A 20,700-nucleotide genomic window follows, 5' to 3' on the forward strand; every position below is an offset into this window, starting at 1 on the left:
TTTTCACTCCTTTGACATGAGCTCTTTTCGCGCCCATAATAATTCTGTGATTGCTCACGTATCTATAAAAAGATCTTTAGTTACAACACTAACCATAATAGCATACTTCACTAAAAAACACAACTCTTCAAGCAGATTTTTTTAGTCTTTTGCCTCATCACCCAATACTTTAGCAATAAATTGGTGATTGGTCTTCAATTTGCGTAAGGTGGTGATTAATTTTTCAGAGTAAGATAGCGAGTCCTGCCCTATACTACGGCGCAACTTAATCAGGGCTTGTTGTTGTCTCTCAGACAGCAACAGGTTCTCTTTCCGCGTCCCTGATTTCTGAAGATCCACCGCTGGGAAAATATGACGCTCAGCTAACTGTCTAGACAAGTGTACTTCCATATTCCCTGTTCCCTTGAACTCTTCATAAATCACGTCATCCATCCGACTCCCGGTATCGACTAAAGCAGTCGCCACAATCGTCAAGCTTCCGCCTTCTTCTACATTTCGAGCCGAACCAAAAAATCGCTTCGGACGATAGAGAGAAGCTGGATCTAACCCACCACTTAATGTTCGTCCACTCGGTTCTTGAATTAAGTTATGCGCTCGCGCCAGTCGAGTAATACTATCCATCAAGATCACCACATCTTGCTTCTCTTCGACTAAACGCCGCGCCCGTTCCAAGACAAGCTCACTCACATTCACATGATTCATCGGCTTCTGATCAAACGTTGAATGAACAACTTCTCCATCAATACTGCGTTCTAAATCTGTCACTTCTTCTGGTCGCTCATCAATCAAGAGCACAATCAGTGTGACCTCGGGATGATTACGTGTAATACCATGGGCGATCTCTTTCAACAATGTGGTTTTTCCCGCTTTGGGCGGAGCGACAATCAAGCCCCGTTGCCCGAAACCAATGGGAGATACCAAATCTAACAAACGAGCTGATAATTCATGGGCAGACGACTCCAAGCGTAGCGCCCGGTCAGGATACAGCGGCGTCAACGCTGGGAAATGCGGTCGACTACTTGCTTGCTCCGGGTCCTTATCATTAACCTGCTCGACGTTCATTAACCCATTATAACGCTCACCTTCTTTCGGTGGGCGCGCTGTCCCAGTCACCTTATCACCATTGCGCAAGCCGAATCGAGTAATCTGACTTGCCGATATATAAATATCTTCATTACTCTGCGCATAATTAATCGGTCGCAGGAAGCCAAAATCTTGTCCCACCATCTTGTCCAAAATCCCCGACACTTGGAAGTATCCGGTCTTCTCTTCTTGTGCTCGCACTACCGCTAGCGACAATTCTTTTTTATTCATATCAGCATATGATGGGATTTTATATTTTCGAGCTAATTCATAAATTTCATCTAAAGTCTTATCCTTCAAGTGATCTAACGTTAAAAAATGATCCTTCTTATGCAACGAATCGCTACTCCTCTTCTTCTGTCTCAATCATCTTAATATCTGCGCCAAGTGCCCGTAATTTAGCTACGATACCAGCATATCCTCGCAAAATATTATCCACACCAGAGATGACCGTTTCTCCTTCTGCAATTAACCCAGCGTTTACTAGACAAGCCCCTGCCCGTAAATCACTCGCCGTCACAGCTTCTCCTTTTAGCGGATGTCCACCTTCAATTAAGATAACATCACTCTCAATACGAGCGTTCGCGCCCATGCGGTTTAATTCTGGAATATGTTTCGTTCGCTTCGGATAGATCGAATCCATCACCACAGACTCACCGGATGCTAACATTAATAAAGGCGTCAGCGGTTGTTGCAAGTCCGTGGCAAAGCCTGGATACGGCAATGTCTTGATAGAGACCGGTTTTAACGGTTGATCTGCCTGAGTAATCCGGACACTATCTTCTCCAACCTCCATCGGCACACCCATCTCTTCCAACTTAGCTAATAAACCATCGACGTGCTCGACAATAACATTCTTCACTAATACATCCGTTCCAGCAGCTGCCGCAATCGATAAATACGTCCCTGCTTCAATTCGGTCGGGAATAATCGTATGACGACAGCCGTGTAATTCATCCACTCCGTCAATACGAATCATATCTGTTCCGGCTCCACGAATTTTTGCGCCCATATTGTTCAGAAGTGTCGCTACGTCGATAATTTCTGGCTCACGTGCTGCATTCTCAATAATGGTTCGCCCTTTTGCTTTCACAGCCGCTAGCATCACATTAATCGTTGCCCCAATCGTGACCACATCGAAGTAAATACGAGACCCTTGAAGACCAGCTTCTTCTGTCTTCAGATACATTGCGCCCATCTCGTTCTCGACCTCTGCTCCGAGCGCTCGGAAGCCTTTCAGGTGCTGATCAATCGGTCGCGGCCCTAAGAAGCATCCGCCCGGCAGTCCGACTACCCCTTCACCAAACTTCGATAACAATGCGCCCATAAAGTAGTAGGACGCACGCAAGCTCTGGATCTTCCCGCTCGGCATCGGTACATTCACCATCTCAGTTGGATCAATAACTAAGGTAGATCCGGTAAATTCCGTCTTCACATTCATCTCATGCAAAATCTCAATTAAAGAATGCACATCTTGAATATCCGGCACGCCTTCTAACGTCACCGGTGAATCCGCCAAAATTGCTGCTGGAATTAAGGCAACTGTACTATTTTTCGCTCCCGAAATCGTCACTTCACCACTTAACGGACGACCTCCATTAATAACTAGTTTTTTCATTATTATCCCACTTTCACATCGGTCTATTTTTGTTTCTACATTATTATCATATCATTCTTACCGCCACTACCTCTTGACAGAAGTGCCCGCTCTTTCAGTATATTAAATTCTGACCCAAAAGACAACTACCTAGGCCGTTTATCCCTCTCTTCCTTACTACATCCCTATTATACTGAGAAACTCCCCTAAAAAACAACTTGCTAAGCAAAATATTTGGCTTACAAAAAATACGCGTTATAATAGACTTACACATTGAAATAAACGAACAATTGAAAGGACGATTACTTTGACTAAAGTAAATAACATTATTATCGGTTTCGGAAAAGCTGGTAAAACACTCGCACAATTCTTAGGCGAACGTGGTGAGGAAACGATCTTAATCGAAAAATCTCCTGATATGTATGGTGGAACATGTATTAACATCGCCTGCATCCCAACTAAAAAATTAGTCGACATGGCGGAACAGAAGCCAGCTGGAGCTGACAAGTTCACTTACTACAAAGAGTCCATCCAAGCGAAAAAAGAACTTCGCAAAAAAATGAACCCAGCTAACTATAAAAATGTCGCTGAAACAGATAATGTAGAAGTCATTGACGGATTTGCAACATTCAAAGATAACAAAACTGTCTCGGTAGAACTAAGCAACGGAGGTACCGAAGAATACACTGCAGACAAAATCTACATTAATACAGGTGCTGTGCCAAACATCTTACCGATCGATGGTCTAGAAGTTGGAGGCAACATTCACACATCGACTACCTTACTAGAGGAAGAAAACTTCCCAGAAAAATTAACCATTCTAGGCGCTGGTCCAATCGGGCTTGAGTTTGCTTCTATCTATAACAACTTCGGAGCTGACGTTACCGTACTCGAATACGGACCAAAAGAAAGCTTCCTTAGCTTCATCGACAGTGACGTGCAAGAAGTGGTCTTAGAGAGCTTAGAAGAACGCGGCATTCAATTTATCTTCAATGCCCGCACATCCAAAGTTCACGAACAAGACGGTGGCGTTCACACCCATTACTCTGTTGATGGTGAAGAGCATACCTTACAGAGCAATGCCTTCCTTATGGCAACTGGACGCAAACCAGCAACAGAAGGACTTGGTTTAGAGAACACCGATATTGAACTTGGCGAACGTGGTGAAGTGAAAGTTAACGATAAACTCGAAACCACGGTTGAAGGTGTCTACGCACTCGGTGATGTCAAAGGTGGTCCACAGTTCACCTACATCTCCCTCGATGATTTCCGTATTATTAAGCACCAACTCACCGGTGAAAAAGACTACACCAAAGCTGGTCGTGACTTCCCAACCGCAACCTTCATTAATCCACCATTAACACACGTCGGATTAACTGAAAAAGCGGCTAAAGAAGCCGGCAAGAATGTTAAAGTCGCTAAAATGCCAGTTGCAGCTATTCCAAAAGCTATGATTCTCGGCAAGAAGACCGGTATCTTCAAAGTCATGATCGATGCGGATACGAACTATATTCTTGGAGCAACACTATATGGTGAAGAAGCACATGAAATGATTAACCTCTTCACGACAGCCATTAACCACCAGATCGACTACCGCGCACTACGCGACCAAATTTACACTCACCCAACTATGACCGAATCATTGAATGGGTTACTAGGTGTCTAATCACCTGCATCACAACAATACAATAGCTTGACCACTCTCCCCACATACTTGTTCATTAGTATGTGGGGATTTTTTTATCCTGCCACCCCACATAAAATAAGAAGTTCTTCATCTATATCTCTCTTCTCCTAAAAAACACTCATCTTCTCTCCTTTTCATTTTTAGTATCTTGATACATTTTTTCTAATTATGACTATAAATATAGAACTCTCTCCTCAAAAATAAGGTTTATAAAGAAGTTTTTGAGTAAAAAGAATATATAAGTAATTGTTTTCAGTTAGTTGGGCTAGCTATATTAGTCTTATTTATCATTTAATTCTTAAAAAATAGAAATTTTATCAAAAAATATCTTTGCATTTTTTAATTGGTGTGCTATACTACTAAAAAGGAGGAAGTTAACATGAAATTTAATAAAAAATATGCAATTTTAGCAACAACTGCTTCATTAACTTTACTATTGGCTGCTTGTGGTGGCGGAAATAGTGGAGCTAATGACCCCGCAACTGAAGAAGTTACAGATGAAAATGGAAATGACCAAGCATCAACTGGTGACCGTGACTACACACTAGGTTATCCAGATCACGTCATTAATGAAGGTGACCCGATTGAAGGTGGAGAAATCCGCGTCGGTGTTGTAACCGATACCCCTTGGAAAGGAATCTTCAGTTCAACTCACTCTAGCGACGCTCTAAATAATAACATTCTTGGTCCAATGGCTGGTTCCCTCTTGGCTACTGGCGAGAACTATGAATTAGTTGGTGGAGAAGAATACGGTACTGCTGCGAGTATTGAATTTGACGAAGAAGCAAAAACAGCAACTATTACTGTTCGTGAAGGCGTTAACTGGCACGATGGCGAGCCTGTAACAGCAGATGATATCGTCTTCGCCTACGAAATTATTGGGCACAAAGATTACCAAGGTGTTCGTTACGATGACGATATGATGAACGTAGTAGGTATGGAAGAATACCACAATGGTGAAGCAGATACTATTTCTGGTTTGACCCTATCAGATGACCAATTAACTCTAACCATTCAATATAAAGAATTCACACCAAACATGAAATCTGCTGGTGGTGGGGTTGCTGCCTATGTAGAACCACGTCACCACTTAGAAAACGTTGAAATCGCTAAATTCGAAGAAGCTGATGAAGTTCGTAAAAACCCAATCGGATTCGGCCCATTCAAAGTTAAATCTTTCAGTGACTCAGCTGTTCAATACGAAGCTTACGAAGATTACTTCTTAGGCGCACCTAAAGTTGATAGTATGGTTCTAACAACTGTTCCGAAAAGTAATGTCGTCAGTGCCTTAAAAGCTGGAGACTTCGACTGGGTAAGCGATATGCCAGCTGATATTTACGAGAGTTACCAAGATGGTATTCCAGGTTACACAACACTTGGACACTTGGAAAACTACTATGCTTACACTGGATTCAAGTTAGGTAAATGGAACGCCGAAGAAGGAAAAGTAGAATACAACCCAGACGCAAAAATGGCCGACAAAAACTTGCGTAAAGCAATGGCTCACGCCCTTGATATCGACCAATTAGCAGAAACCTTCTACAGCGGTGTCCGTATGCGTGCGACATCAATGATTGTTCCGAACTTCAAAGAGTACTTCAACGAAGAAATCGAAGGATTCCCATTTGACGTAGAAAAAGCAAACCAATTATTGGACGAAGCTGGCTACGAATGGGAAGGTGAACCAGGTGAAGGTTACCGTCTCGACAAAGATGGCAAGCCACTTGAAATTAAAATGATTGCCATGACAGGTACCGACGAAAGTCTTTACCAATTCTACCAACAATCATGGGAAGCAATCGGCTTGAACGTTCAATACGAATTGCTTGAAATGAACGCCTTCTATGAAGATGTTCAAAATGACAAAGAAGGTGTTGATGTCTACCTAGCTGCATGGGGTGTCGGAAGTGACCCTACACCAGAAGGACTATACGGTCCACAATCAGCCTTCAACTTCCCTCGTTTCGAAACGGAAGAACACACTGCCCTCTTAGAGAAGATTCAATCAGATGAAGCTCATGATCCAGAATTCCGTGCGCAAGCCTTCCGCGAATGGCAAGAGTACTTCATGGATGAAGCACCTGTCTTCCCAACACTATGGTCAACTAAGTTATCGCTTGTCAACAACCGTGTCTCTGCTTACATTCACGGTAGCAAGCCTGGTACTGACAAAGAATTCGAAACTTACGGACTTCACAATGTCCAATTATTATCAGAAAACCCAGTTACAGAATAAACACTTACTAAGTAATAAAACACGTTTAGCCCTCCTCTCAGGAGTGAGGGCTAAGCGTGTTTTTCTTTTTTTATGAAAAAAGTGCCAATAATTCGTGAATGTTTTATTTTTGTGAAGTAAGTATGCTATACTACTATGAGTAAAGGAGGATAAATGTATGAAATTGAGTAAGAAACATGCATTTTTAGCAACCACAGCATCGCTGACCTTGCTGTTGGCTGCTTGTGGAGCTGGTGGCGGTGCAAGTCAAGAATCTACCGCTGAAGTTCAAGAAGATGTCCCTGTAGGCGAGCGAGGTTATTCGATCGGTTACGAGGATCACGTGATTAATGAAGGCGACCCTATCGAAGGGGGCGAACTCCAAGTTGGTGTCGTTACTGAAAGTGCTTGGAAAGGTGTCTTCAGTATCACTCACTATCAAGATTCAGTTGACTCAACCTTAATGGGCCCTATGCTAGGCTCACTCTTAGCTGAGGATGAGAACTATCAATTAGTCGGTGGTGAAGAATATGGTACCGCAGCCGATATTGAAATCGATGAAGAAGCCAAAACCGTTACATTAACTGTCCGTGATGGGGTTACTTGGCATGATGGTGAACCATTAACTGCAAATGATATTGTCTTTGCACACGAATTAGTCGGACACCCAGATTACCGTGGTGTACGTTACGGTGATGACTTAATGAACGTCGTGGGAATGGAAGAATACCACAACGGTGAAGCAGACACCATCTCTGGATTGACTCTATCAGATGATAATATGTCAGTGACGATTGAATATAAAGAATTCAACCCGAATATGAGAAGTTCTGGTGGTGGAATTTATGCCTATGCCGAACCTCGTCACCACTTAGAAGATGTCCCGGTAGACAAGATTGAAGCATCAGATGAAGTTCGCGTGAACCCACTTGGCTTCGGTCCCTTTAAAGTCAAATCAATCAGTGATACTGCGGTTCAATATGAAGCCTACGATGACTACTACTTAGGTGCACCAAAAGTTGATGGTATGGTACTATCACGTATCTCTAAGAACAATGTCGTCAGTAGTTTAAGCTCCGGTCAGTTCGACTGGGTCCGTGGTATGCCACTTGACATGTATGAAAGTTACCAAGATGGGATTCCTGGTTACACCACACTGGGCCACCTAGACAACTACTACGGCTACACCGGCTTCAAGCTCGGTGAATGGAATGCCGATGAAGGGAAAGTTAACTACAACCCGGATGCGAAGATGGCGGACAAAAACTTACGTAAAGCAATGGCACATGCCTTGAACATCGATGAGATGGTTCAGAGCTTCTACCATGGAACACGCTTCCGTGCAACCACCATGCTTCCACCAACCTTCGCACAATACTTCAATGAAGATATCGAAGGCTTCCCATATGACGTAGACAAAGCCAATCAACTCTTAGACGAAGCTGGCTACGAATGGGAAGGCGAACCAGGTGAAGGTTACCGTCTCGATAAAGATGGCAACCCATTGAAGATTAAAATGATCGCAATGACGGGTGCGGATGAGAGTCTCTTCTTATTCTACCAACAATCATGGGCGGCAATTGGTTTAGATGTTCAATATGAATTACTTGAGATGAATGCCTTCTACGATGACGTCTTGAACGATGCTGAGGGAATCGATGTCTTCCTAGGCGCTTGGGGCGTTGGACACGACCCAACACCACATGGCTTATACGGTCCACACTCAGCCTTCAACTACTCTCGTTACGAGTCTGAAGAGCACAATGAACTTCTAGCAGATATCCAATCAGCTGAAGCACATGACTTAGAATACCGTACAGAAGCTTTCCACAAGTGGCAAGAATTCTTTATGGAAGAAGCACCTGTCTTCCCAACCGTATGGACAACGAACCTCACATTAGTAAACAACCGTGTCTCAGCTTATGTCCACAGTAACAAACCAGGCATGGGTAAAGAATACGAAACATATGGTCTTCACAATATTGAACTCTTAGCAGACCAACCAATGACAACTGAATAACCCTAACTCTCACCCATATCAACTCACTTGATATGGGTGTTTTTCATATGAATGAAAGTTGCCTTTTTATCGTAAGCATTTTATAATTCAAATAGATAACCTCTCAATAAAAGGAGTTAAAGAACTTGAAGACATTAACTGACGAAATTACGGTGTTCAACAGTGGCACACATGATGAAAAAAATACGGATGACATCTTTTGCTACCGTATCCCTGCTTTGTTGCAGACAACGACAGGTCCATTAATTGCAGGAGGCGATGAGCGGCGTAACCAGTATGCTGATTTCGGTGACATTGCCATGGTCATTCGACGTAGCCTAGATAATGGCAAATCTTGGGGAGAAAAAATTACGATCCTTGACTTGCGCCGAAATCCACAAACTGAAGATCCAGAAGTAGACGGCCCTTTCTTAATTGATATGGCGCTCGTTCAGCACCCAAACAGCGGACGAATCTTTGCCTTATACGATCTGTTTCCTGAAATTAAGGGATTATGGGGCATGACTGAGACATATGAACCGCCCTTCGTTGAGATTGACGGAGCAATGTATCAAGCCCTTTACACCAATGATAGAGTAGATGAGTCAGCTCCGTATACTATTCGTGACGGAGGCATTGTCCATGATCCGACTGGGAGCCCGACTGATTATCGGATTGTCACGCAACCGACTGAGCCAAATTATTCTGATTACGGGAATATTTTACGCGGCAATGATGTGGTGGGCAATATTTTCTTCATCACGAATAAAACCGCTCCTTTTCGCGTTGCCAAGACAGCTCACATCCACTATTCTTATAGTGATGATGCGGGTAAAACCTGGTCCGCCCCTCATAATATTGCTGGACAGCTCACCTCATCTCATATGAACTTCCACGGTATTGGTCCAGGGGCTGGCATTACACTCACACATCCCCCGTATACCGGCCGTATCGTCATTCCCACTTACACAACGAACTGGATCAGCCACCTCGAAGGCTCCCAATCCTCGCGGGTGATTTATTCAGATGATTACGGACACACTTGGCATTGTGGGCAAGCGGTCAATGATGGTCGTATTCTAGACAATGGCGAACGCATCCATTCTGCTACAATGGCTCATACAACGGCACAGAATTCGGAAGCAAGTGTCGTCGAAACCTCCCATGGTGACTTACTCCTCTTTATGCGCAATCTAACTGGCCATGTCCAAATGGCGCGCAGTACGGATGGCGGAGCAAGCTGGCACAATCAGCCAGAAGACATCATCTCTTTCAAAGCTGTGCCAGATGTGTACGTCCAACTCTCAGCTATCCAGACGATCTATCATGAGCAGGAATATATTCTCTTAGCTAATGCCCAAGGTCCTGACCGCAACAATGGCTACATCCATCTTGCTGAAGTAGATGCTTCAGGCAACTTACATTGGCTCCATCACCGACAGATTAATACCGGCAAGTTTGCCTATAACTCCCTCCAAGAACTAGCTCCGGGGACATTTGGACTACTTTATGAAACCGCCGATGATGCTCATAATGACTATCAACTAAAATTCCAAACCTTCTCCCTAGCAGAGCTACTCCAGAAGCACTAACCTACTCAAACAGGCCACCTCATCTTCGAAGTGGCCTGTTTATTTATATTATTTAACGCCTAACTAATACTGACTTATTTTGCATGACCTTCAACATCCACCTAAGTATCCCTCGCAACCTTCATAGTTCAACCTCGCCTCTCTTTATGGTAAACTAGTATTAGAAAGGTGATATAATGCCAACGATTAAACTTATTGCAACTGATATGGATGGAACATTCCTTAACTCGAACAAAGACTATGACCGCAAACGATTCAACCGTATCTTCCAACAACTACAAGCCCAGGATATTACATTTGTCGTTGCCAGTGGAAATCAAGTCGCCCAACTACAATCCTTTTTTTCGGAAGACATCCGTTCTAACATTATTTTTGCCGGCGATAACGGCGGTGTTATTTATCATGGGGAAGAATTCATAGAAGCTGCTCATATCCATCATGATACGCTTACTGCACTAATTAATTACGTCGAAGCCAACTATCCGCATGTCCCTATCGTCTTATCCGGCGTCAACAATGGCTACATCCGCACAGATAATTCTGATGCCTATAAAGAAAACATCGCCCGCTACTTCCATAAATTGATCGAAGTTGACCATTTACAGAACTTACAAGAAGACCAATATGTCAAACTCACCTTAGAAACCCCCAGTGAGCTCTGCCGTGAACTCATTGCTGAACTGAACACACAATTTGGTGACCAACTGAACGCTGTCATCACGAATGGAGACAATATCGACATCAATCCTACTGACAGTAACAAAGGCGTCGCTATCCAAAACATCGCCCAAAAACGAAACATCTCACCTGACGAAATCCTTGCATTCGGCGACAGTGGCAATGACCTCGAAATGATCCAGTATGCTACATACGGTTACGCCATGACAAACGCCTACCAAGACCTTAAAAACATCACTCCCCTCATCGCCCCAAGTAACGACAACAATGGCGTCCTAGAGGTTGTGGAGGAATATATCATTAAGAATTAAATCTCTTCCAAAATAAATGTAAAAGTCCGTTATACGAGCATCAATTATATGCTCGTATAACGGACTTCTGTCCTAATTATTATTAAAAAGAATTTCTCCATTACTTTCAATAACGTCTTTGTACCAGTAGAATGATTTCTTTCTGTATCTTTTCAGCGTCCCTGTTCCATCATCATGACGGTCTACGTATATAAATCCGTAACGTTTGCTCATCTGAGCAGTCGAAGCTGAAACCAAATCAATTGGCCCCCAACTTGTATAGCCCATAATATCTACTCCATCTTTTAATGCTTCGCCTACTTGGATCAAATGCTTTCTTAAGTAGTCAATTCGGTAGTCATCTTCTACTGTATACCCATCTCCGTTCTCAACAAGTTCATCTTTAGCCCCAAACCCGTTCTCAACAATGAATAAAGGTAATTGATAACGATCATACAAGCTATTTAATACTAAACGTAAACCAATTGGATCTATCTGCCAACCCCAATCACTTGCTTCTAAATACGGATTAGTAATCCCACCTAGAATATTCCCTTCTCCTTGTTTATAATCTTGTGGATTATGTGCCTGAGCTACACTCATATAATACGAGAATGAAATAAAATCAACTGTATGATTAGCTAATAATTCTTTGTCATCTTCAGCAAAATTAATATCTATATTTTGTTCTTTAAAGTACCGTTTAATATAATTAGGGTATTTTCCTCGCACATGAATATCAGAAAATAAGTAATTACAATTTTCAAATTCTCGAACAGCTAATTGATCTTTTGGATCTGCAGTCATTGGATAGGCTGGCATTGCTAGAACCATACAACCTATTTTAAATTCAGGATTAATTTCATGACCAATTTTCGTCGCCCACGCTGAAGCCACTAGTTCATGATGGACAGCTTGGTATAAATCTTGTTTAGATAATTTATCTGGAGGCGTAGCAATACCCCCGCTCATAAAAGGTGCATGCAGTACTGAATTAACTTCATTAAAGGTTAACCAATATTTAACTTTATCTTGATAACGTTCAAAAACAGTTGCTACATATTTTTTATAAAACTCAATCATTTTTCTGTTAATCCAACCATTGTATTGACGTGTCAAGTATAACGGAGTTTCATAATGTGATAACGTAACAACTGGTTCAATATCGTACTTTGCTAACTCATCAAATACTCTATCATAAAATTGAAGTCCTTTTTCATTTGGCGTCTGTTCATCCCCCTTAGGAAAAATACGACTCCATGCAATTGAAATTCTTAACGCTTTAAATCCCATCTCAGCAAATAAAGCGATATCTTCTTCGTATCGATCATAAAACCCAATCGCTTTAAGTTTTAAATTATCCGCGGTAGGTTCAGTGGTTATTCTGCCAGAACCAAATCCACCATCTGGGGTAACATCTTGTACGGATAAACCTTTTCCATCCCTATTATATGCCCCTTCAATTTGATTAGCAGCTGTCGCCCCACCCCATAAAAAATCTTTTGGAAAAATCATCATTACACTCCTTCTTCTAAATACGGCTACTTTAATAATTTTCTCTTTAGTCTTCCAAACCAAATATTTCGCTAATTTCTTGGTTATATAAGTCTGATTTGCCTCCAAATATGGCTTGAATACCTCCAGAGACTTCTACAACTGCTGTAGCTCCCAATGATTTAATCGTCTGTTTATCCACTTGATCTGTATTTGTGATTGCAACGCGAAGTCTGGTTGCACAAGCAGTAACGGATTCAATATTCTCCGCTCCACCTAATGCATCAATAATCATCTGCGCTTCATCTTTTAATGAATTATTCGATGAAGGAGCAGTGGATGAATCAGAAGTGAGCTCTTCTTCATCTATCATACCCGGAACAGCCACCTTAAATTTAGTAACAAAAAAGCGGAATACAACATAATACATTGCTGCCCACGCTACTCCAACTGGTAGCACAAGTAACCAATTTGTATGATGATTTCCTTGCAAAATACCAAATAAGAAAAAGTCAATTAAACCACCAGAGAACGAGTTCCCGATTCGGATAGACAATAGATCTGCAACAAAGAAGGATACTCCATCTAAGAAAGCATGAATCACATATAACCAGGGTGCTACAAATAAAAATGAAAATTCAATTGGCTCGGTAATTCCTGTTAGAGCTGAAGTCAATCCTGAACTAAAATAAAAACTCGCATTAGCTTTTCGATTTTTCTTCGGAATAGAATGATACATCGCCAAACACGCTGCCGGTAATCCAAAAATCATGGTCGCAAAACGCCCAGCAAAAAATCGTGTGCCGTACGTAAACAACCCTTCAAAACCCGGCTCAGCTAATTGTGCAAAGAAAATATTTTGAGCTCCTTGAATCATATTACCACCAACAGCTTCTGCTCCACCTAATGATGTGTACCAGAACATTGGATAAATCGTATGGTGCAACCCAACCGCCCCTGTTAATCGCAGGAAAAATCCATATAAGAATGAACCAAAACTACCTAACTGAGCAATATATTCACCTGTAACAACTAATCCACTTTGAATAGGTGGCCAAATGAAGTAAAAAATAGCACCAATAATAATTGCAGCAACAGATGATACAATTGGAATAAAACGTGATCCCCCGAAGAATCCTAGGAATTGTGGGAGATCAATTTTTCTGTATTTACCGTGTAAGTAAACAACCACAAGACCAATGACTAACGCCCCTAATACACCTGTGTCAATACTAGCATCTTCAGGTGAGAATAACTCCAACAGTCCACTGATTGTAGCTGTATAGACAAGATAAGCAATCCCCGATGCTAATCCAGCTGTTCCTTTATCTGCTTTTGCTAAGCCGACTGCCACACCAATACTAAAGATAAGCGCAATATTAGCAAATACTGCTTCTCCGGCTACGGACATAATCTTAAAAATTACTTGCAACCATGCCTGGCCTAATACAGGAAATTGTTGAACAGCTGTTTCATTCGACAACGCACCACCAATTCCCAATAGCAAACCAGCTGCCGGTAAAATAGAAATCGGCAACATAAACGCCTGACCTAAACGTGAAAATTTCTTAAACATAATCTGTCCCTCTCTTTTTTTAATTATAATTCAACCATATAAATTGTAACCCTTTTTATCATATTTATCAATGTATGTTCGTTCACTAGCATCTTCATGCCAATATGTTTTAAACATAAAAAGCTGTATATAGTATCTCATTTAAGAACTATATACAGCTTCATAATATCTATTTACTAGCTTAATTTGTCTTTAATTTCCTTGTACATTTCATCTACATTAATTCCCGTTAATAGAGGAACACCATCTATAACCTTATCCTTTACCCTTTCAGGAACAGTGGTTGTACTTAATACTACATCATATTCATCTAATCTACCAACTTCATCAGATACTTTAGACTGAATAATTTTTACTTCTTTATCCATACTTTCTTTTTTCAACCATTCTTTTACTTTATTTGTAACAACCGTTGAAGTTGCTACACCTGTTCCACACATTATCAATAACTTTTTCATTTTATTCTACCTCCGATTTTCCTCTTATTTTATTTACATAATATAAACCAATTAATAATATAATTCCAATGGAACTTATTCCTATCCATCCTAACCATTGTGCTACACTCACAAATAAACCAGTAGTCCACAACCCACCTTCTGCTAATGCAGTAATTTGACTGTGTCCACCTAAGTCAAAATTAGCTGTTTGAGCTACTGTTGTAACAAGTGGAGCAACCCATGACGTAATATAGAGAACACTAATCATATAAAATGTCCCTGAAATGACTGTTTTTACAATATTCCCATTAAAAACAGGTGCCATTAAACAAACAACAAAAGGTATAGTTGCTAAGTCACCAAAAGGAAGTGTCTTATTGCCTGGTAAAATAACTGCTAAAAGAATTGTGATAGGCACTAATAATAAACTAGATGATAAAACTGAAGAATGTCCTACTGATAGTGCTGCATCCATACCTATATATACTTCTCTATCTGGAAATTTACTTTTAACTAAATCGTTAGCTGCTTCAGATATAGGCGTCAATCCTTCCATTAATACGGATACCATCTTAGGTAATAATACCATAACAGCAGCTGTAGATACAGCTAATTCAGCTATTCCTTGAAAGTTATATCCAGCAAGTATACCTATTCCAATCCCAATAATTAACCCCATTACTGATGATTTACCTAAAATTCCAAATTTATCTTGAATCGTATCTGGATCAAATTCTAAATCTTTAAGTCCTGGAATTCTATTAAAAAGCCATTCAAATGGTAAAGCAACTATATATCCAGGTATTGCAGTTCCATGTGGAAAAGTTAAATTAGGAAATCCATAAAATTTTTCTATTGTAGGAGCGAGCATGTCACCAAATAATTGTATTAATAAAATATAAACTATTGTAGTTAATATACTTAAGTAAAAATCATTTGAAATAGCATACACTAGTGATGCAACAAATGCAGCATGCCACAAATTCCAAATATCAACATTCAAAGTTTTCGTTAGACCAGTAATCAGCAAGACAACATTAATCCCTATTCCTATAGGTATAGCAAGTGTCCCTAAAACTGTCCCATAAGAAATTGCTGCTGCAGCAGGCCAACCTACATCAATAACTGATAAATTCAACCCATAATTTTCTACCATCTGTTGTGCTGCAGTCCCTAAAGTATCTGTCAACAATCCGATTACTAAATTCAAGCCAATAAACCCTATACCAACCATCAAAGCGGCTTCAAATGCTTTACCTGGTTTAGTTTTTAATACCAAACCAAATATAAAAATTAATACAGGTAAAACAACAGTCGGACCTAGGTCAACAAACCATTCTATTCCTGAAATTATATTATTCATCTCTATTCCTCCATCATAATATTATTAGATAATAAATAAAGTAATTTTTCCTCATTATTTATAGATTTCAATTCTTCAACAATTTTCTCATTGGTAAAGAATTCCATCAATTCGGATAATAGTTCTAGTTGTTTTTCACCTTCTTTCATTCCTAATGTAAAAACTAATTCTGGAAAAATTTCCTTTGAAGCATTTCCCATGTGCTTAAATGAAATCTTATTATTTAATTTTTGTATATAGATAAATGGTTTTGATACATATTGCGGATCAGCATGTGGTATTGCTATAGCAATATTAGGAAATTCTAAACCAGTTGGATAATCATGTTCTCTCTTATTCAGTGCTTCTAAAAAATCATCTTGAACATATCCTTTATTTTTTAGCACAGCAAAAGATTCTCTAAATAATTCTTCAGCACTTTCTGCATTTGTACTTAAATCAACTAAATCCTTTTTAAATATTTTCATAAAATTATTCCCCCATTATAATAGTTGTAAATTCACGCTGTCGCTCCCTAGTTTGATCAAAATCGACTAAATATATATATCCTGTCCCTCCTATTCCTAATTTTCCACCCGTAACTTCTAACGTTTCACTCGCTCCAATAATAGTCGATTTTAAATGTGCATCTGCATTCCAGAGTGCACTACGATCTCCATTAGGTAAATAATCATTGGCATTCTCCCAATTTTCTACTGCTTGATAATGTTTTTCTCCAGGATATTTGTATGCCGTTTCATCTCGGTGGTCCGGAATAATTTTTCTTAATACATTATTTAAATCTTCTTGTAAAAATTCATCCCCTTCCTCATTTATATCATGCACATATTCTTCGAAAAATATAGCACACGTAGTATGTCTTGTTGTTACCACACATATCCCTTCCTTTATCCCACTATTCTTGACACTATCTTTTACATTATTAGTTATATTTATATATGTGGCTTTCTTAGATTCTGTGTTAACAGTAAATTTATTTTTATATATTGCCATTTATTGTTCCAACTCTCTTTTAGCGCTTTTTACTGAATATATCATAGATTCAAACATTTCTTTTGGGTTATCTGCTTCTGTTATGCCACTTGTACACCCAGTTCCATCAGCACCAAGTGAAATAACTTTATATACATCATCGGTATTACTAATACCCGCTGCTTGCATAACTAAAATATCAGGATTTATCTGTTTAATAGCTTCATTTGTTTCTCTTATATACTCATCATTACTAGTTTGACCAGTTCCAATAAGCTCAGTCGGTTCACATAAAATAATATCTGGATTCAACGTTGCTATAGCTTTTGCTTCTTTGATTGAATCTGCACAAACAATCGTAATAATATCTAATTCATTAGCTCGTTCAATAGATTTAACCAATTCTGAAAAATTCATTGGTTTTTCAGCGTGATTTAAGAACACTGCTTTCACTCCTGATTCGTATAAAGATTCAGGTAAAACATATCCCATACCACGTCCCGGTTCTATTCCATCCATATGTTGAGCAGTTACGATTATATTTCTTGTATGTGCTGTTATTTTTTGTAAATCAGCGAATGGTGCTGTCATAAAGATTGATAATTCTGTATATTTTTCAGCTAATTTCTCAGCTAAAGAAGCAAACTCTTGTATTTTTTCTCCAGTAAAATAAGATTTAGGATTGAAAATAAAGAATGGTGTATTTATCTTATATTTCATGATGCTATACCTCCTTTCTAACTTCCTGTGTTTTGAATACTTTATAATAATGTGTGAGTACTTGTTCCATTCCCTTATTTGCTAAATTCTTTAGTCCTATATAATTATCATAGGTAGATTCCTCAATTGCATTCATTGCTCCGTTTAAAAAATCAGTATATATATTAATCTTTGATATACCTAATTGAGCACACTTAGATAAGTTTTCATCTCCTGATGATGATCCTCCGTGTAATACTAAGGGGGTATTAGTTTTTTGTTTAATATCCTTTAGTCGATCAAAGTTAATATGAGGAGTTCCTTTATATACACCGTGTGCTGTACCAATTGAAATGGCTAATGAATCAACTGATGTTTTTTTTATAAATTCTAAAACATCACTAACCTCAGTGTATACTGATTCTGTTAAACTATTTGATTCTGATAAGTCATTTGATCCTACATGGCCTAATTCAGCCTCAACACTCACATTAAATTGATGAGCATAATCCACTACTTTTTTTGTTATCGATATATTATCTTCAAAAGACTCTTGTGAAGCATCAATCATAACTGAAGTAAATCCAAAATCAATTGCTTTCTTAATAAAATCGAAATCTTCTCCATGATCTAAATGTAGCACAATCGGAACTGTTAATTTTTCACTAAAAAATTTTCCAACTAATGCTGCCTCCTCTAGTGAAATAATATGACTATGTGATTGAGCAAACGCTAATATTAATGGTTTGTTTTCTTTTTCTGCTGTTTGAGTAAATACTCGTGCAGAATCTATATCAATAAAATTTGCTGCTGGTATAGCAAATTTATGTTGTTGTGCTTCCTTAAATAAATAATTTGAATTAACTAGCATAACATCTATTCACCTCTTTCTAATACAACTATAATACTAACCACCAGTAAAAGTCAACGCTTACAAATAATTTGTTATGTGACTTTACAAATGTAAAATTTAATGTAGAATAAAATTATATATTTAGAAAGGAAGTTGTCATATGTCGTCAAATCGAAATGATCTACTTGCTAAAATTGCCACACTTTATTACGAAGCGAATTTAACTCAATCAGAAATTGCTAAGAGACTTAATAAATCTCGCCCTACTATATCATCTATGCTACAAGAAGCACGTGATAAAGGAATAGTTCGCATAAATATAATTCATAAACAAAGTAATGTTATCAAAAAAGAAGAATTCCTAGCAGAGAAGTTTAATTTACAAACAGTTATAATTTCAACACATACTGGTCCTATAACAGAAAGGAAGAAAAATATTGGATTATTATGTGCGGAATTTGTCGAAGGAATTCTGCCAAATTATCACTCTTTAGGATTAGGGTGGGGCACTACCGTTTATGAATTTGTTCAAGCTGCATCTTTTTATCCTATGAATAATTTAGAAATAATTCCTTTAATGGGCGGAATAGGTATTGATAATATTTTATATCATTCTAACCATCTTGCCTTTCAGTTAGCCGAAAAATATAAATGTAATGCATCTTTTTTCTATGCACCTGCAATAGCAGAAAATGAAGAAGTATTTAATATTTTTCAGACTTCTAATTTAATTTCTAGAGCTTATAATTCAGCTAAAAGTGCTGAACTTGCTATCTTTAGTATTGGCAACCCTACAACATCTCAAACATATCAATCCTTTAATAATATTTCTCCTTCTGAACATGAAGAAATTAAAAACAAAGGTGCTATAGGAGATATTCTCGGCACATTTTTTGATAGTAACGGAGACACCATTAATACTTCAGTTTCTAACAGAATGACTGGTTTAAAATTAAAAGATATAGAGATGATGAATGAAGTTTTAATCTTTGGGGTAGGTGAAGAAAAAGCTGAAAGCTTTAGTATACTACTTAATAAAGGTTTTATTGATCATTTAATTATTGATCAAACAATTGCTGATTATTTGATACAAAATTAATATATTATTTGATGTAAAATCACTTATTCATATATATTTACAATTATAAATCCCCAAAAACTAGAATGAGTTGTTCTAATCTTTGGGGATTGTATTTTATTTAAAGATATGCGTTTTTGTAAGTTGCTGAGAGTGGTCTATAATAAGATATCTTCTTTTAAGTGAATGAGTTCAGTCATCATTTCACAGTAAGGGGTTTCTACATCATATTTTTGGGCAATTTTGACGATTGCGCCATTGATGTAGTCAATCTCAGTCAGTCGTTTATTTTGGATGAGATCTTGGTGCATTGAAGGGTAATGCTCGCCTACTTTTTTGGAGGCTGAGACAACGTAATCGTACATTTCGTCTGCATCTAAGTGGACATTTTCTTTAGCGGCTACTTGGACAAATTCACTAATTAATTTTTCAACAAGATTATATCCGTGTGAGCTACTAAATACTTCACTAATATTTGCATCCATCAGAGCACATGTTGAATTCATTGTTCCATTCACACACACTTTTCGCCAGATTGATGGCCAAACATCTTGATCATATTCGGCATTTAAATTAGCCTCATTGAAGATATTGATAAGGTCTTTACCGAATGTTTCACCGGTTTTCTCAACACTTTGTAAATTAATACCTCCTTGACCCGATAACTTCACTTTACCAGGAGACTCTATCTGAGCTGTCCAGATAGTCACTCCCATTAAAATATTTTCTCTAGGGACATACTTTTGGATTTCTTCCAAGTGGCCCAATCCATTAAGCAAGCATAATACCTTTGTGTCTTCATTCATAATATGCTCAATATTTTGCAACATAGAAGGAAGTTGCATCGCCTTAGTAAATAAAATGATTAAATCAGCCGATTGATCTGCCTCTTCAGGCTTCATAATCGGTATATCAATATTATCCTCCTGATCACCCGTAATCGATAATCCCTTCGACTGAATGGCGGTAATATGTTCCTCCCATTCGTCTAATAAAGTTACTGTATTATTAGCTTTTGTCAATTGGTAGCCAAATCGACAACCCATTGATCCTGCTCCAGCAATGTATATATTTAACATATTAA

General features: G+C 38.8%; 17 protein-coding genes. 6 read left to right on the forward strand and 11 right to left on the reverse strand.

Annotated elements, in window-relative coordinates:
• Positions 1 to 141 precede the first annotated feature (141 nt).
• Together rho and murA are read right to left on the reverse strand one after the other, a co-directional pair.
• Positions 142 to 1,419, reverse strand: a complete 1,278-nt coding sequence (gene rho, locus HMPREF9703_RS00610) for a transcription termination factor Rho (RefSeq protein WP_004634702.1) — start codon at positions 1,417 to 1,419, stop codon at positions 142 to 144.
• Positions 1,420 to 1,426: 7 nt separating this feature from the next.
• Positions 1,427 to 2,701 carry a UDP-N-acetylglucosamine 1-carboxyvinyltransferase gene (gene murA / locus HMPREF9703_RS00615; RefSeq protein WP_004634703.1) on the reverse strand — a complete coding sequence of 425 codons (1,275 nt, stop codon included), beginning with the start codon at positions 2,699 to 2,701 and terminating at the stop codon, positions 1,427 to 1,429.
• Positions 2,702 to 2,987: 286 nt separating this feature from the next.
• On the opposite strand from murA, the gene HMPREF9703_RS00620 reads away from it, so the two are divergent.
• The 5 genes from HMPREF9703_RS00620 to HMPREF9703_RS00640 all read left to right on the forward strand — a co-directional run bounded on the left by HMPREF9703_RS00620 (position 2,988) and on the right by HMPREF9703_RS00640 (position 11,162).
• Positions 2,988 to 4,346, forward strand: coding sequence for an FAD-dependent oxidoreductase (locus HMPREF9703_RS00620; RefSeq protein WP_004634705.1), 1,359 nt, complete (start codon positions 2,988 to 2,990; stop codon positions 4,344 to 4,346).
• 400 nt (positions 4,347 to 4,746) lie between these two features.
• A complete protein-coding gene (locus HMPREF9703_RS00625) occupies positions 4,747 to 6,603 on the forward strand; it encodes an oligopeptide ABC transporter substrate-binding protein (RefSeq protein ID WP_004634708.1) in 1,857 nt (618 codons plus the stop codon).
• Positions 6,604 to 6,760: 157 nt separating this feature from the next.
• Entirely contained in the window at positions 6,761 to 8,602 is a 1,842-nt protein-coding gene (locus tag HMPREF9703_RS00630; protein WP_004634709.1) for an oligopeptide ABC transporter substrate-binding protein, read from the forward strand.
• A 125-nt stretch (positions 8,603 to 8,727) separates the two neighbouring features.
• Positions 8,728 to 10,173, forward strand: coding sequence for a sialidase family protein (locus HMPREF9703_RS00635; RefSeq protein WP_004634710.1), 1,446 nt, complete (start codon positions 8,728 to 8,730; stop codon positions 10,171 to 10,173).
• Positions 10,174 to 10,349: 176 nt separating this feature from the next.
• The gene (locus tag HMPREF9703_RS00640) at positions 10,350 to 11,162 is read left to right on the forward strand and encodes a Cof-type HAD-IIB family hydrolase (protein ID WP_004634711.1); all 813 of its coding nucleotides are present in this window, start codon (positions 10,350 to 10,352) and stop codon (positions 11,160 to 11,162) included.
• A gap of 72 nt (positions 11,163 to 11,234) precedes the next feature.
• Here the strand turns inward: HMPREF9703_RS00640 and HMPREF9703_RS00645 are convergent, their stop codons facing one another.
• The 8 genes from HMPREF9703_RS00645 to HMPREF9703_RS00680 form a co-directional block, all read right to left on the reverse strand.
• Entirely contained in the window at positions 11,235 to 12,656 is a 1,422-nt protein-coding gene (locus HMPREF9703_RS00645) for a glycoside hydrolase family 1 protein (protein WP_004634712.1), read from the reverse strand.
• A 46-nt stretch (positions 12,657 to 12,702) separates the two neighbouring features.
• A complete protein-coding gene (locus HMPREF9703_RS00650) occupies positions 12,703 to 14,211 on the reverse strand; it encodes a PTS transporter subunit EIIC (RefSeq protein ID WP_004634713.1) in 1,509 nt (502 codons plus the stop codon).
• A 176-nt stretch (positions 14,212 to 14,387) separates the two neighbouring features.
• Positions 14,388 to 14,669 (reverse strand): PTS sugar transporter subunit IIB, encoded by a 282-nt coding sequence (locus HMPREF9703_RS00655; RefSeq protein WP_004634714.1) that lies wholly within the window; start codon positions 14,667 to 14,669, stop codon positions 14,388 to 14,390.
• 1 nt (position 14,670) lies between these two features.
• Positions 14,671 to 16,005 carry a PTS galactitol transporter subunit IIC gene (locus HMPREF9703_RS00660; RefSeq protein WP_040376858.1) on the reverse strand — a complete coding sequence of 445 codons (1,335 nt, stop codon included), beginning with the start codon at positions 16,003 to 16,005 and terminating at the stop codon, positions 14,671 to 14,673.
• 11 nt (positions 16,006 to 16,016) lie between these two features.
• Positions 16,017 to 16,481 carry a PTS sugar transporter subunit IIA gene (locus HMPREF9703_RS00665; protein ID WP_004634716.1) on the reverse strand — a complete coding sequence of 155 codons (465 nt, stop codon included), beginning with the start codon at positions 16,479 to 16,481 and terminating at the stop codon, positions 16,017 to 16,019.
• A 4-nt stretch (positions 16,482 to 16,485) separates the two neighbouring features.
• Entirely contained in the window at positions 16,486 to 17,007 is a 522-nt protein-coding gene (locus HMPREF9703_RS00670) for a YjbQ family protein (protein ID WP_004634717.1), read from the reverse strand.
• Entirely contained in the window at positions 17,008 to 17,706 is a 699-nt protein-coding gene (locus HMPREF9703_RS00675; protein ID WP_004634718.1) for a triose-phosphate isomerase, read from the reverse strand.
• A 4-nt stretch (positions 17,707 to 17,710) separates the two neighbouring features.
• Entirely contained in the window at positions 17,711 to 18,556 is an 846-nt protein-coding gene (locus tag HMPREF9703_RS00680; RefSeq protein ID WP_004634719.1) for a class II fructose-bisphosphate aldolase, read from the reverse strand.
• Positions 18,557 to 18,698: 142 nt separating this feature from the next.
• Here HMPREF9703_RS00680 and HMPREF9703_RS00685 point away from each other — a divergent pair, with 142 nt between their 5' ends.
• A complete protein-coding gene (locus tag HMPREF9703_RS00685; RefSeq protein ID WP_004634720.1) occupies positions 18,699 to 19,637 on the forward strand; it encodes a sugar-binding transcriptional regulator in 939 nt (312 codons plus the stop codon).
• Between the two features lie 137 nt (positions 19,638 to 19,774).
• On the opposite strand, the gene HMPREF9703_RS00690 is transcribed toward HMPREF9703_RS00685, so the two are convergent.
• The gene (locus HMPREF9703_RS00690) at positions 19,775 to 20,695 is read right to left on the reverse strand and encodes a 2-dehydropantoate 2-reductase (RefSeq protein ID WP_004634721.1); all 921 of its coding nucleotides are present in this window, start codon (positions 20,693 to 20,695) and stop codon (positions 19,775 to 19,777) included.
• Positions 20,696 to 20,700: the final 5 nt, after the last annotated feature.

Source organism: Dolosigranulum pigrum ATCC 51524, assembly GCF_000245815.1.
GTDB classification, from domain to species: Bacteria; Bacillota; Bacilli; order Lactobacillales; family Carnobacteriaceae_A; genus Dolosigranulum; species Dolosigranulum pigrum.